The organism is Peribacillus sp. V2I11 (assembly GCF_030817135.1).
Lineage (GTDB): Bacteria > Bacillota > Bacilli > Bacillales > DSM-1321 > Peribacillus > Peribacillus simplex.
This window is the reverse complement of sequence record NZ_JAUSYW010000002.1, coordinates 340,165-353,843: the sequence shown is the minus strand read 5'-3', so window position 1 is coordinate 353,843 and position 13,679 is coordinate 340,165. Positions and strand designations below refer to the sequence as shown.

General features: G+C 34.8%; 14 protein-coding genes. 4 read left to right on the top strand and 10 right to left on the bottom strand.

All coding sequences use genetic code 11. The features are described from left to right. Nucleotides 1-25 precede the first annotated feature (25 nt). Both QFZ73_RS28355 and QFZ73_RS28350 read right to left on the bottom strand, forming a co-directional pair. On the bottom strand, nucleotides 26-1,123 hold the full coding sequence (locus tag QFZ73_RS28355; protein WP_307274048.1) for a copper resistance D family protein: 1,098 nt from the start codon (nucleotides 1,121-1,123) through the stop codon (nucleotides 26-28). A gap of 3 nt (nucleotides 1,124-1,126) precedes the next feature. Beyond that, the gene (locus QFZ73_RS28350; RefSeq protein ID WP_251438028.1) at nucleotides 1,127-1,687 is read right to left on the bottom strand and encodes a copper resistance CopC family protein; all 561 of its coding nucleotides are present in this window, start codon (nucleotides 1,685-1,687) and stop codon (nucleotides 1,127-1,129) included. A 115-nt stretch (nucleotides 1,688-1,802) separates the two neighbouring features. Between QFZ73_RS28350 and QFZ73_RS28345 the strand changes: the two genes are divergently transcribed. From QFZ73_RS28345 to QFZ73_RS28335, 3 genes are all read left to right on the top strand, one after another. Next, nucleotides 1,803-2,123, top strand: a complete 321-nt coding sequence (locus tag QFZ73_RS28345; RefSeq protein WP_251438027.1) for an ArsR/SmtB family transcription factor — start codon at nucleotides 1,803-1,805, stop codon at nucleotides 2,121-2,123. An 11-nt stretch (nucleotides 2,124-2,134) separates the two neighbouring features. Further along, nucleotides 2,135-4,831, top strand: coding sequence for a heavy metal translocating P-type ATPase (locus tag QFZ73_RS28340; RefSeq protein ID WP_307274042.1), 2,697 nt, complete (start codon nucleotides 2,135-2,137; stop codon nucleotides 4,829-4,831). A gap of 326 nt (nucleotides 4,832-5,157) precedes the next feature. Continuing rightward, nucleotides 5,158-6,393 (top strand): IS110 family RNA-guided transposase, encoded by a 1,236-nt coding sequence (locus QFZ73_RS28335; RefSeq protein WP_307274039.1) that lies wholly within the window; start codon nucleotides 5,158-5,160, stop codon nucleotides 6,391-6,393. A 297-nt stretch (nucleotides 6,394-6,690) separates the two neighbouring features. Here QFZ73_RS28335 and QFZ73_RS28330 read toward each other — a convergent pair whose 3' ends face one another. The 6 genes from QFZ73_RS28330 to QFZ73_RS28305 form a co-directional block, all read right to left on the bottom strand. Further along, a complete protein-coding gene (locus tag QFZ73_RS28330) occupies nucleotides 6,691-7,197 on the bottom strand; it encodes a hypothetical protein (protein ID WP_307274036.1) in 507 nt (168 codons plus the stop codon). Beyond that, nucleotides 7,194-7,379 (bottom strand): hypothetical protein, encoded by a 186-nt coding sequence (locus QFZ73_RS28325; protein WP_034306238.1) that lies wholly within the window; start codon nucleotides 7,377-7,379, stop codon nucleotides 7,194-7,196. The genes QFZ73_RS28330 and QFZ73_RS28325 overlap by 4 nt, the downstream gene beginning before the upstream one ends. Before the next feature lie 347 nt (nucleotides 7,380-7,726). After that, a complete protein-coding gene (locus tag QFZ73_RS28320; RefSeq protein ID WP_307274034.1) occupies nucleotides 7,727-8,284 on the bottom strand; it encodes an NADPH-dependent FMN reductase in 558 nt (185 codons plus the stop codon). A 177-nt stretch (nucleotides 8,285-8,461) separates the two neighbouring features. Next, nucleotides 8,462-8,779: a hypothetical protein gene (locus tag QFZ73_RS28315; RefSeq protein WP_307274031.1), complete on the bottom strand. Its 318-nt coding sequence runs from the start codon at nucleotides 8,777-8,779 to the stop codon at nucleotides 8,462-8,464. 174 nt (nucleotides 8,780-8,953) lie between these two features. Beyond that, on the bottom strand, nucleotides 8,954-9,763 hold the full coding sequence (locus QFZ73_RS28310) for a class I SAM-dependent methyltransferase (protein WP_307274028.1): 810 nt from the start codon (nucleotides 9,761-9,763) through the stop codon (nucleotides 8,954-8,956). Nucleotides 9,764-10,016: 253 nt separating this feature from the next. Further along, a complete protein-coding gene (locus tag QFZ73_RS28305) occupies nucleotides 10,017-10,523 on the bottom strand; it encodes a DUF4367 domain-containing protein (protein ID WP_307274026.1) in 507 nt (168 codons plus the stop codon). 275 nt (nucleotides 10,524-10,798) lie between these two features. On the opposite strand from QFZ73_RS28305, the gene QFZ73_RS28300 reads away from it, so the two are divergent. Continuing rightward, entirely contained in the window at nucleotides 10,799-11,251 is a 453-nt protein-coding gene (locus QFZ73_RS28300) for a hypothetical protein (protein ID WP_307274022.1), read from the top strand. A 695-nt stretch (nucleotides 11,252-11,946) separates the two neighbouring features. Here the strand turns inward: QFZ73_RS28300 and grrM are convergent. Continuing rightward, nucleotides 11,947-13,071 carry a cyclophane-forming radical SAM/SPASM peptide maturase GrrM/OscB gene (gene grrM, locus QFZ73_RS28295; RefSeq protein WP_251438286.1) on the bottom strand — a complete coding sequence of 375 codons (1,125 nt, stop codon included), beginning with the start codon at nucleotides 13,069-13,071 and terminating at the stop codon, nucleotides 11,947-11,949. Then, the gene (locus QFZ73_RS28290) at nucleotides 13,068-13,271 is read right to left on the bottom strand and encodes a hypothetical protein (RefSeq protein ID WP_307274017.1); all 204 of its coding nucleotides are present in this window, start codon (nucleotides 13,269-13,271) and stop codon (nucleotides 13,068-13,070) included. Before QFZ73_RS28290 ends, grrM begins: the two co-directional genes overlap by 4 nt. Between the last annotated feature and the right edge of the window lie 408 nt (nucleotides 13,272-13,679).

Genomic DNA, 13,679 nt, shown 5'->3' with positions numbered 1-13,679 from the left:
ATTCTTATTCCAGAATCGCGCCACCTTATCGGATGCTTACCATTAATGACAAATATGTAGCAACTACAAATAATACACTCATTGAGAAACCTAATAGGATAGGTGCTCTCTTTACATATGACAATATTGTTAGTCCCAAGAAGGATAAGGCTAATAACAATAACATTACACTGTTAAATTCAAAACCAAGAACTATTACTAAATTGCCTGTTATATTTCCTTGATATAAAAGGTCAAATAATCTAGACACTCCTGATGCAGCAATTGTTGTTTCAATATCATGAGGTGGTTCTTGTTGCCCTAATACAGCCGTAGCAGAGAAAATTAGAAATACAATTGAACTCTCAGCTTTCGTCCATGGTCTTGGATTAAAATTATCATTATTTTTTATTTTTTTTCGTATCAAAATGCTATTAATAAAGACATAAGCCAATAAAGGAATTATGAGCAGATGTTTAATTAAAAGTGCTTGTCCATAAGGTAGAATCCAAGAATTTGCATAGTCTTTATAATCGATCACCACAGTCATTAAAAAAAGTCCTGATATAACAGTTATAAAGAAACAAATTAATGCAACGGGCGTAAACCACCTTAAAAATCTAATCCAATTTAAGTGATTTTTTGAGGCCCAACTAACCACGAATAAAATACCTACCCAAATGGTTACAGCAAGAAAATGAATAGTGTGTACAACGAACCCTTTCCATTGCTCAATAGAACTAGCATGACTAGACCAACCTAGTGCAAGAATTAATATGAACGTAATGACAATACCAATGTATGCATATAGTGGATTCTTTCGATAATCAAACCAAACAATATAAATAAATAATAGATTTGAGAGTAAATATGTAAAAATCCAGGCTTTTCCCACTTCAAATGTAAAAAGTACCGATTTAAGTGTTTGTTCAAACCCAATGTCCTGATAAAGATATAAAATCACTTGTAAAACGGGTATAAATGAAAAGATTCCTATACCGGCTGTAGCTAACATTAAAACACTTTTAGGGACGCTAATATCTGGTCTATAGGCACTTGGTACAAGCTTTAGAATGTAACTACCAATTAATAGGGAAAAACAAAGGTATAATAATGGTTCACTAATGATTCCAATCATAACCATTTGTTATTTCTTCCTTAGCATTAGCCATAGGAAACTCCCGGCAACTATGACAAATAAAGCACCCATAATGGAAGGTATTATATAAGAAGGTACGTTACTTTGTTGTACATCATGTTTTGGTTTTTTTATGGTGTTTTCTTGATTATCTTCTACTTGTTTTGGTTCTCCTTCTTCCGTTTCACTCTTCGTTTCTGTGGTGGCTTTATCATTAGGTACCTCTACTGAAAAAGAAAACATTCCTTCTATTGGATGTCCATCTGTACCAATGATCTCCCAGTCCACTTTATAATTTCCATTCTTTAAAGGTTGAAGGAAAGTAGCCCACATTTCCTCTTCCTCTATCACAAAGTTTCCTAGTTTAACAGGTTCTCCGTTTGAATTCGAAACACTAATTCTGCTGTTCTGTTCAACTTTTGTACCAAAAATTAAAGTAAGCTCCCGAATGGGTTCTGTAATTACTTCACCATCTTTAGGTGTTGAGTCTTCCAGAGAAGTGTGTGCTAGTGCTTGCTTTGAAAATAAGATGAAAAGTAATAAAAATAATAAAGATACTTTTTTTATCATTCCAGATACTCCTTTTACAAATTTAATTCATCAATTTTGACACACATATTAGCTACTGCTAATATGATGATAACAAAACATATTAGTCCTGTCTAATGTGTTAGGAGGTAAATATATGAAAAATACTGATATAGATATGAAGGTTAAACTAATTCATGGATTTTCTAATAAAACAAGGATACAAATCCTCGAAAGTATAAAAAGTCAGGAAAAAACTGTTTCTCAAATTGTAGATGAAATCAAGGGGAGTCAATCAAATATTTCACAGCATCTCGCGTGTTTAAAGGGTTGTGGAATTATAGTGGGAAGGAATGAAGGGAAATACTGTTTTTATAGCTTACGTAATCAACATATACGAGATTTATTATCAATGTTCGATGTAGTTCTTGAAGATGTTCAAAATGATGTTGCATGTTGCGAAAGTCATATAGATTAGGAGTGCTTAAAATGGCTGACAAATGTTGTAATTCAAATAATGATGCCGAAAATACAGAAAATAGGACGGATAGTTGTTGTAGCTCCACCAATTTAGAAATAAAACAAGAAAACACAAGTTGTTGTTCAAGTAACAAAGATTCAGTAAACAGCTTTAATTCAATACCTATTTTTATACAAACAGAAACTAGTTGTTGTAGCAGTAATACATCAAAGGAAACCGATAAAGAATTAGAGAAAGTAAGCTGTTGCAGCACTTCCCTTCCAAGTGAAAAAAAGCAAGAAACCAATAATTGTTGTAGCAGTAAAACAACAATTAAAGAAGATGAAACTTCAGTGAAAACTAGCTGTTGTAGTAATGAACAACAGACAATTGAGAAAATCTCGAATCCTCTTCCTTCTGGGGGGAAAAAGGCTTACAGAGTTCACGGAATGGATTGTCCTGCTTGTGCTAAAACCATTGAAAAAGGTTTAAGTACATTGAAGGATATCGCTGAGGTAAAGGTTAATTACAGCACCGCGAAAATGCAGGTGGCTGCAAGTAACATTGATGCCTTTATTCCGATTGAGAGGGAAATAAAAAAACTTGGATTTTCTGTAGAGCCCTTAAATCAAAACGGGAATATAAAAATATATAATATCGAAGGAATGGACTGTGGTAGTTGTGCTAAGAGCATAGAAAACCACTTTGGTTCCAATTCATCAGTTAAAAATGTCAGCGTTAATTTCTCTACTGGGAAAATGAAAATCGAACATTCCAATAGCGTCGAAGATGTTATTTCTGAAGTTTCTAAAATCGGTTATAAAGCTTCCTTACAATCAAATGATAAAACGACCCAGACTAACAAAAATAAAAACGAAAATGGCTTAATAATCTTGTCTGGTGTACTAATAGCTCTAGGTTTTATTGGGTCATTTAATGGAATTTCTACCTTGATGTCCACGATGCTATACGTAATTGCAATGGCGATTAGTGGTTTTAAGCCAGTTAGGAGTGCTTTTTATGCAATAAAAAGTCGTTCACTTGATATGAATGTTCTAATGTCTGCTGCGGCTATTGGAGCTGCTCTTATAGGGGAATGGCTTGAAGGTGCTACAGTTGTTTGGTTATTTGCTATCGGTAACTTCCTACAAACTAAATCAATTGAACGTACAAGGAACTCTATCCGTAATCTTATGGATTTAGCTCCTCCTGAAGCCTGGGTTAAAGTTGGTTCTGAGATTATTAAGAAGCCTGTTCAAGAAATACCTGTAGGTGATACCATCGTTGTTAAACCGGGTGATAAAATACCATTAGACGGTGAAATCATTCAAGGAGAATCAAGCGTCAATCAGGCTCCTATTACAGGAGAATCCATTCCTGTAGATAAGGAAATTGGTGACACAGTATACGCAGGTACTATAAATGAAAATGGATCCCTTGAGATAATGGTTACGAAGTTAGTTGAAAATACAACCATATCAAAAATTATTCACTTGGTTGAAGAAGCCCAAGAACAAAAAGCACCAACTGAAGCTTTTGTAGATAAGTTCGCAAGTATTTATACACCTATTGTATTTATTTTAGCATTGGCAATTATGGTGTTGCCTCCACTACTTGGATTTGGCACTTGGGGAGAATGGTTTTATAAAGGGCTCGAACTACTAGTTGTAGCTTGTCCCTGTGCTTTAGTGATTTCTACTCCTGTTGCGATCGTATCTGCTATTGGGAACGCTGCGAAGAACGGAGTCTTAATTAAAGGTGGAACTTTCTTAGAAAAAGCAGGTGCCATCACTGCCATTGCATTTGATAAAACTGGGACTTTGACTGAAGGAAAGCCTAAAGTATCAGAAATCAAGACGTTAAACGTAACGGAAGAGGAATTACTTTCAATAGCCTTAACACTAGAAGATTATTCAACACATCCTATAGCCAAAGCGATTGTTGGATATGCCAACGAAAAACGAATTCAACCTAAAAATGGCGAGTTATTTAAAAGTATTGTTGGAAAAGGCGTTCAAGCGACTATTGAAGGAGATATTTTTTACGCTGGTAATTTAAAACTATTTGAAGAAATGAATGTATCTTTAAAGGATGTAAAAAATCATGTTCAAGAGATACAGAACAAAGGGAAAACTGTAGTAATAATAGGGACAAATCGCCAAATAATCGGGATGATTGCAGTTTCTGATACAATACGTGACACAACGGCTTCGGCTTTAAAAGCATTAAAACAAAGTGGAGTAAATCAAACTGTAATGTTGACCGGAGATAATGAAGGAACTGCAAAAATGATTGCTTCAGAAGCTAATGTTAATCGTTATTTTGCAGAATTATTGCCAGAGGATAAAGTAAATGCCATAAAGAAATTACAAAATGAAGGACATAAGGTGGCAATGGTAGGAGACGGTATTAATGATGCTCCAGCACTTGCAACAGCAGATTTAGGTATTGCTATGGGTGGTGCAGGAACTGACACCGCAATGGAGACAGCAGATATTGTTTTAATGGCTGATAATCTTGATAAACTTCCTCATACAATGAAGTTAAGCCGAAAAGCTTTAACTATTATTAAACAAAATATTTGGTTCTCCGTAATTATTAAAGTCATCGCATTAGTCTTAATCTTTCCTGGCTGGCTTACACTTTGGATGGCTGTATTAAGTGATACAGGTGCTGCATTAATTGTTATTTTAAATGCAATTAGGTTGTTAAAATTTAAAGAATAGATATTCATGAGATGTTTCTTGATAAGAGACATCTCATTTTTTTACAAATAGAATTCTTATGGCACTAACCTGCCCCGTTCGTATTATAAGGTCAGCCAGAAAATATTTCTGGTTGACCATTTTTTATATAGTTTTATTATAACGGTAGCCGGGGCAAAACGTACCTGCTCGTGGGGATAGACCCCGTCAACTAAACAGTTTGCCCCCTACTTGTAGAAACATGATTAGGCTGGTTGGGACGTAGATCTCGTATAACAAGCGAAGCTGTGACACTGCAAGGAGAAATAGGGGTACCGGTAATCCACTAGATTAGGAGGAGATTTAGAATGAATCCAGTCGTTGGTCTGGATATTTCAAAAGGGGAAAGTCAGGTTCAAGCATTTTTGGATAAGGGTAAACCTTATCAAAAGAGTTTTAAAATAACTCATACTGTTGAGGGGCTTAATTTACTTGTAGCGTTTCTTGAGGGTGTAAAGAAAGAATCTGGTCAGAAGCCTTCAGTCGTTTTAGAAGCCACTGGACATTATCAAACTCCAGTCGTTCATTACTTGGAAGAACGAGGATATTTATTGATTATCATTAATCCATTGATTTCATATAAGGCAAGAGGATCAAGCTTAAGAAAGGTAAAAACAGATGCCATTGATGCCTATCTTCTCTGTGAGTTGTTTTATAAAGAAGAATTAGAGCCAAATAAAAAGCGTGGAGTCCAGTTATTGAACCTTCGTAATCTCACAAGACAACATGAAAACATAACTGGCGTTATGATTCAAACAAAGCTTCAATTTCAGGCAGTGCTTGAACAAGTGTTTCCTGAATATAAAGGAGTTTTTGGAGATTTATATTCTGTGGTGTCACTCTTAACTCTTTCAGATTTCCCCTCTTCAGAGGACATTTTGAAGGCAAGTGAAGAAGCAATGACAGCAAGGATATTTGAGTTATGCAAGAGTAGATCAATTAAATGGGCAAATGAAAAAGCGATTCAGCTTAAAGCTGCGGCAGCTCGTAACCCTTTTGAAAGGACAGTCTATCAGAGTCATATTTTAAGCCTTGGTATGTATATAAATATTCTTCTTCAGTACAAAGAGCATCTATCAAAGTTAGAGGCAGAGATAGACGCCCTCGCTAAAGAAATTGAGGAATATACGATCCTCAAATCTATCCCAGGTATCGGAGAAAAGATCGCGGCAACGATTATTTCTGAAATTGGTGAGATAGATCGATTTAATAATCCTAAAAAACTTGTAGCTTTCTCTGGAGTTGATCCTAGTGTATTCCAATCTGGTAAGTTTACAGCTACCAAAAATAGAATCACTAAAAGAGGTTCGAGTAGACTTCGACATGCCTTATATATGGCAGTTCGTTGTGCTATTCGTGATTGCCGGAAGTCTAGGACAACTGATGAAATTATCCCTCGAAATAAGAAGCTACGCGTGTTTTATGACAAGAAACGCGAGGAAGGAAAGCCTTATAAGGTAGCCGTCATAGCCTGTGTAAATAAGCTCTTACACTGGATTTTCGCTCTATTAAAGAACAAAATGACTTTCCAAGATATTGTTTAAAATTTATATTTAACTAAATAGAACAAAACCTTCCAAAAAAGAGACTGAAGGAAGGTTATTTGGTATGCCTATTTTTAGTATATCACGTATGTTTTTATCTTTTTATTGAAAAATGTTGACAAACTATTAGCTGGTTTAGTTCCATAAGGAAGAGCTGTCTTTAAGACAGCTCGATCTTCAGCTAACGCACCCGTTATTATCTTTTGGACATAAAAACACCCCTTTAGAGGATATTTTCCAAAGGGGTCAAACGGTGCAACTTTATTATAAACATCGTGACTTTATTTCAAAGCCACATCATTTTCCCTTTAATTCAGCTAAATAGTGCCTTACGGCACTTTCAACTAGTTCATAAACCGTCCTATCATGAATGATTGCTTGTATTTTTAGTTCCTTCATAAGTTCAACATCCATATCGAATGAAGAACGTTTTCTTATAACGTTGGTTCGTTCTATGGTTGGTACTGATTGTTCGTTCGCTTGTTTGACCTGTTCTTTACCACGTTTTATGCCAACGTTAGAACGTTGGTTGGTATTATTAATAGGTTCTTTATTCACATTAGTTGAAATGTTCGCCTTTGCTTTTCCTGCTGTTGCAAAGTCATAAATAAGCTGCTCTTGTACCGTTTCCTCGTCACCTTCACCAACGAAATACCAGCCTTTTTCGCCTGAATTTCTATACTCATAACCAGCTTTATTCAATGCTTTTCTTAGTAATTTTTCTGAAAGATGAACATCAGCCCTTTTGGCAATATTCGCTGGTGTATCAGTTTTAATTAACTCCAAGATTTTACTGATTTTCATTTAGTACGCTCACGGGAAAACCAATACTTTGTTTTGATATTTCGATAAGTCCCAATGTCTTTGATCAGCTCGGCAATAAGATCATAACCGCAATATGTGTGCCTCAGCGTGCTAAATTCATCCAATGTGACATAATCATCACTCTTTAATTCAACGTGACACTCTCCACAACAAATCCCCATATCCAACACCTCCAAAAAGTATATTGATATATTCGTCGAAACTTGGTGTCCATCCTTCTTTCGTACAAAAAACAGGTCTATTGACGGTCCTTTATGTTTGTTAGTTTTTCAAAATTATCTAGACCTAATTATAAAAAACCTTAATAAAAAAAGGAGAGTACATATTAGCCATGTATAATATGTACTCTCCTTTTTTATTTTAGTGAACTAACGCACCCGTTTGTTTAAGTACATTTCTTCACAATCTTTACCCGGAATAAAAAAAAGCTGCGACAATGACAGCCGGTTGTTAATCTCTTGCACCCCACTAATTAAGAAAGGATACGTTCATCGCGATGCAATTCTGACTAACCATTGTTATTGATTTCTTGAAACAAGGCATTCAACAGATTCTCAATGTTAAACCTCAATTCTGCATCAATTATTTCTTCGTTCTTACCTAATTTTTTGTTGATAAAAGGGACCGTCAATATTCCTCCTTCTACCACTGATGCACTCATCATCGAGAGTGTACCCAGAAGAGAAGCATTAGCTATTGCACCTCCATCGGGGTGTGGGGAGGCACTAATAACTGCTACAGGTTTGTTTACGAATTCCCCAGATGACACCACCCAATCAAGTGCGTTCTTCAAGGACCCCGGAACCCCTTTAGCGTACTCTGGTGTGCATATTAGTACACCATTCGCTTCCTTTAGGAATTTACGCCAATTGGCAACAGCAGTATCAATTTCATCTAAATCTAAATCCGGATTAAAATGAGGGAGTTGAGCCATTTCACTGTAATTAACGACGGTTCCCTGTGATGGAATCATTGAAATAACAGAACGTAATAATGCTGAATTCAATGATTTTTCCCTTAAACTTCCCGATATAGCCAAAATATTATAAGAGTTGGCAGTATTCAATTTAACACCTCCAAGATAAAGTTTAACATCAATACGATTAAATATAGGTATCGATATATTCTATGTTCAGTTTCCATAATCCTTCTTCAACAAACCTGCCCCGTTAGTTCCATAAAGAAAAAACTGCCTTAAAGACAGTCCAGATCTTAAGCTAACGCACCAGTTAGTTTAACTAGATTACATTTTATTAGTTCCACTTCTATACGGATATAGCACCGTATCGACCCAACTACGAAACATTTCATAGGCTTGTTCATCTGTTTTTACATTACCTAAAAATACCCCCATAAAGTCATCATAATAACGTTCCTTAGCTCCAAATAATGTGTTAAACTCCTTTTCATTTTCAAAATCATCGAAAAATATATCCATTGTTTTATCTTGTCTTTCCCAAGCAATGGCCTCGACATAAGGAGTAAACTCGTTTTTGTAATTGTCTATATGTAGGTGGTTACCCGTATAATTTTCATTGTTAAAATATCCGTAATCATTCATATCTAAGCCTCCTAAATGAAATACCAGATTATTATACCTTTTGTTCAACTATCCTGCCCCTTTGCTCCATAAAAAAAGAGCTGCAAAAGCAACTCCTTTATGGAAGTAAAGCACCCGTTAGTTCATTAACAACATAGTATAAGCATTATTAGTGGCTAAATTTTGAGTGGGGCTTTAACAGACCCTTACACCTTCAACTGCTAACATATACATCGTTAAAGATTCAGCCTCACGCATCATCCATTCACGATAATCGTTTTCAGCACTCACATAATCCTGTTCACAAATAAAACCGTCTCTCGCCATTTGAACTCCTCTGCTTGATGCAGTATCAGCCCATATCCCAATGCGAGTTTGAAAATCAGGGTCCCTTCTATTTGTTACCTCATGAAGGGGGGTTATAATAATATCTTCTATACCAACTTTTCGAAAAAGCCCAGGAAGGTTATCGGCAATTGTATTATCCATACCTGCTTCCGTACGCCATTTCAAATAGGCAGCGTAAAAGTTGAGCATACTTGAAGGTGGCAGGGGATTCCATGATATCTTTTCATGGTTATAATCCGCAATTAAAATGCGACCTCCAATTTTTGCAGCAGATGTCATCATTTTCAATCCTTTTAATGGGTCGGATAACCATATTAATACCCGTGAACAGGTAACAATGTCAAATTGTTGTTCATAAGGAAGATTATAAATGTCACCTGTTTCAAATGATAATCCTGGTATTTCGCCATATGATTGACGTGCTTTTTGAATTAAGGTTGGATTACTGTCAATTCCTACTACACGTCCATTTGGACCCACAGCTTCTGCTATGCCTCTAGTAATTGCCCCTGTACCACATCCAATATCAAGAATTGCCATGCCTTCCGTAATAATTTCTGCAAGCCTTTTGTGTGAGTTTGTTAACGTTCTGGAGTCTAATACATTTGTTAACTTTCCAGATAATTCAGCACGATTTCGAGCCATTTTTGTATCCAAACGTGATTCCCCTTCCCTGTGTTTATTGCAATTTTCAATAAATTCATTTTACCATTTAAAATTTTATTGTTCTTTATTCCAAAAAGGAATTAATAAGGTTCATCATTAAAATCTAAGTAAATAGAATAACGGTTCCATTCAAGGAAACTTCCCTTTGTTGTTGAACTAACCTGCCCCGATAGTTGCATAAAGAAATAGAGCTACCTTAAAGACAGCTCCAATCTTCAGCTAACACACCCGTTAGTTCTTTAAACTATTTCATTGATCTTGCAACTTCCAACATTTTATTCCTTGATACCCGTGAACTCTCCATTTCTACATAAGTTCCTTCTTGTATCCAACGAAGTAAACCACCAGTAACAAGTTCTCCCTTTTTATCTAACTCACCACTATTACCCCATTCTACAAAAAAGCCCTTATGACCGTTTATATCTACCTGCTCTGCATTTATGTTCATTTCTTTATTAGAAGATCCCTTACTTTGCTCAATACCAATTAGCAAATATTTATCTTCGCTATCCATATAGTGCAATCTAAAATTAGTTATTTTATCTTTCTCATCCCAGGGGTATGTTTTTATTTCTAACGTCCAATCATTAGGAATATTTTGAGGAACAACTACTTTAAAATCAACTTTCCTCTTGATTTCAGAAATAGTTATACTTTCGTGATTATATTTAATTTCTTTAGCTTGAACTATTATTGGAATGTTTTGAATTAGAATAAATACAACCAATAAACGTATAAAAAGTAATTTCAATTTACTACCTCTTCCTGTTTGGTTTTTACATAGGTAGTTTTACCAATTTGATATTTCTTATTAAACTAACCTGCCCCGATAGTTCAAGTAAAAGCAAACGTCACTCACTGTATCTTTAACGCACAGTTAATGACGTTTGCTTTCACAATATGACTGTATGAATATGTGTAGTACAGTCTCACGGTTTATTCGTACTGTGAAATAAATATGTTTTTTTTTCATTTATTTAGGAAAACTAATCAAAAATTGATTTAATACAACAGGAGGCAGCAATATTGAAAAAACTAATAACCTCTTTATTTATTTTTTGCTTTATAGCCACTGGAATTGTTTCAAATGCAACAGCAGAGGTAGACGAACTATTTAAAACTCCTATTATAAAGCAATCTGATCAATGGAAAATCGAAATAAAAAAGGGTACAGATACGGCAAAGACTAAAAATAATGCTGAACGGTATAATGTAGTCATCACAAATATTGGTGAAAATCTCGAAGATGTTGAATTCAACACTTACAGAAATGAACCAAATACTGAAACAAAATACGGATTAAGTGTTTCTGACTTTGAATATAAGGAATTTAAACAGGGACAAACCTTCGAATTTCCGAATTTTCCTATATTGAGTAAATCCAGTGAACTTCAATTTGAAATAAGTTGGCACGAAAAGCCGCACAGTAAAGAAATTAAGGGCAGAAAATACAAGGAAACCTTTACTTTTACTAAATGAAAGATGTGAATCTTGGGCACTTTTTAGTGCCTTTTTTTAACGCACAGTTTGTGTCAATTGCGATTTAAAAAGGCCACCAAATTGGGAGCCTTTTTAATCAACTAACGCACCCGTTAGTCTATAAGAAAATCGATTCTTATTAAAGAATCGCGCCCTTTAACGGAACACTTGATTTCAAGATAATCTTAAAAGACATTAATAACGTTCTACCTCTTTTGCTCCCGTTTTGCGGAAGAATTTTTCAAAGACCATTTTGAAGAAACGCCCCCGTTACTTGAAGAAGAAAGATGATAAACGATAAATTACTTCTCCTGTTGACGAACATCTACACGACTTTCGTTTTTTATTCAAAGTTTAAATTTAAATGATTTTTACCTTATCAATTATGAAATTTTTAGTTAGGCCTCCTAAGAATCAAGCTTTCACAAAATTTCAAGATTTGTTCTAGAGTTAAAGAATGTGGTCACACACTATCGAAAACCTCTGTGCATTTAAATATCAAAAATCCCCTTTAACCCTTGATATAAAAGTATTTGTGGACATTGTTGAACACTAGAGGAAATCTTACTTTCTACCCTGGCAGCGTTGAGGTCACAATTTGAATATCAAGTGAATGAAAAATATCGCTTTTTGATATTTCTTCATTACATTTTCGTTTTTAAAATCAAAAGTCTCCTAAAATCATGGATAAATGATCATTCCGACAACTTATTGATAACAACAGAAGCGAGTGTTTGCTTGTGAAGGATGCAAGTGATTGTTTCTGTACTAGAGATGGAACCATTCTCAAAGTATTTGTTTGAGGGAGATCCACCCCCACATAAATCAAAATAAAGACATGTATCGGCGCAGTTCTTAACGCCATTTTCAATTTCAACTTGTAGTTTCAAATAAATATCATTGTTTATAATATTCTCGAAAGAATCCAGTCTGTTTATATTTCCAACTATAAAATCATTAAGTTCTTTATTGCTGCTACCCGCAAATTCAGGAGAATTCGTTGTAATACTACCATTCTTTTGAATCGTAACGATACGAAGCTTTTGTATTTCGTCAGGAACACAATAAAAATGACGGTCTTTGAGTTTGATATTTATAGCAGAGCACATATTTTGAAATTCTCGAATCGTGATTTTATCACGATGTTGTTGCCATAAGTCAAAAAGACGTGACATAAACGAATTATACATTTGAATAATATTTTCCAATTTTTCGGAGTTAAGAGATGTTGAATGGTTATTATTTTCAATTTCTTCTACATTAAATCCGACCCATTTAAAGTCATTTTCATAAAAAAAATGAAAAATTTCCTCCGGATAATGGAGACTTTCTTTAGTAAGAACACATATTGCCCCAAAATCAAGTCCGTACTCTTTTAAAAGATTGACACCGCGCATGGCTACATGATGACTCCCTTTACCAGACCAATCCTTGCGATTTTGGTTATGAAGAAATTCAGGACCATCCATACTTATACCAATTTTAAAATGGTTCTCTTTAAAAAATTTACACCATTTTGCTGATAGTAAAGTACCATTCGTTTGAACGGAATTAATCACTTTCCGATTTTCAGTATTATACTTTTTAATATAATCGATTATTTTCTCATAAAAGGATATTCCTACGGTTAAAGGTTCTCCTGCATGCCATAGATACTCGATATGGTCACTAACAATCGGGCTGCTTAGAGTTTTTGAAAATATATTTTCCAGTGTAGAATCTTCAATGATCATTGAATTTTGTCTTTCGGGAACATAGCAATAACTACAATTCAGATTACAAAGCGAAGAAGGCTGAATGACAATTAAATTAATTGTCATTTAGCATTCCCCCATGTTTTATACCAGTGGCCATGGTCAGTAAAAGTATCGAGCCAGTTACTCCACCGTGGATCTGAAGAATATGAAGAAGTGCTAAAAGAAAATGGAAGTCCCTTATCCTTACTAATTTTCTCTAATTGTTTAAGTAATTCATCCCGACGTTTTACAGGGAAGTTTGGATCATAGAACTTTTCATCCAAGTTTTGTTCACTCCTTCCTTTTTAGTCACTACTCCATGTTATGTGCTTTTTCCTTATGGAATGACTATGGAAATTAATTAGGCACTGACCTTTGTAAAATATTGTACTTAAATTAAACTGCTTCTATAGTTTAAATATATTTCTTCACAATCTCATACAAAAATAATATAAATTCCAGTATATTTGGAGGTTTTTATTCAATTAAATGGCCCAATTGTTGAACAAAGATCAAACAGCACTATTGAACTAACCTGCCCCGTTAGTGCCATAAGAAAAAGGCTGCCTCAGCAACCTTCTAAAGCACCCTTTAGTTCAATAAAGGCTATTAAATTTTTTCTAAATTTTTAGTGAGTCTGATAATCCAATACAATACTATCCACGGAAGTATGAACTTTGTAGCCCATTCAA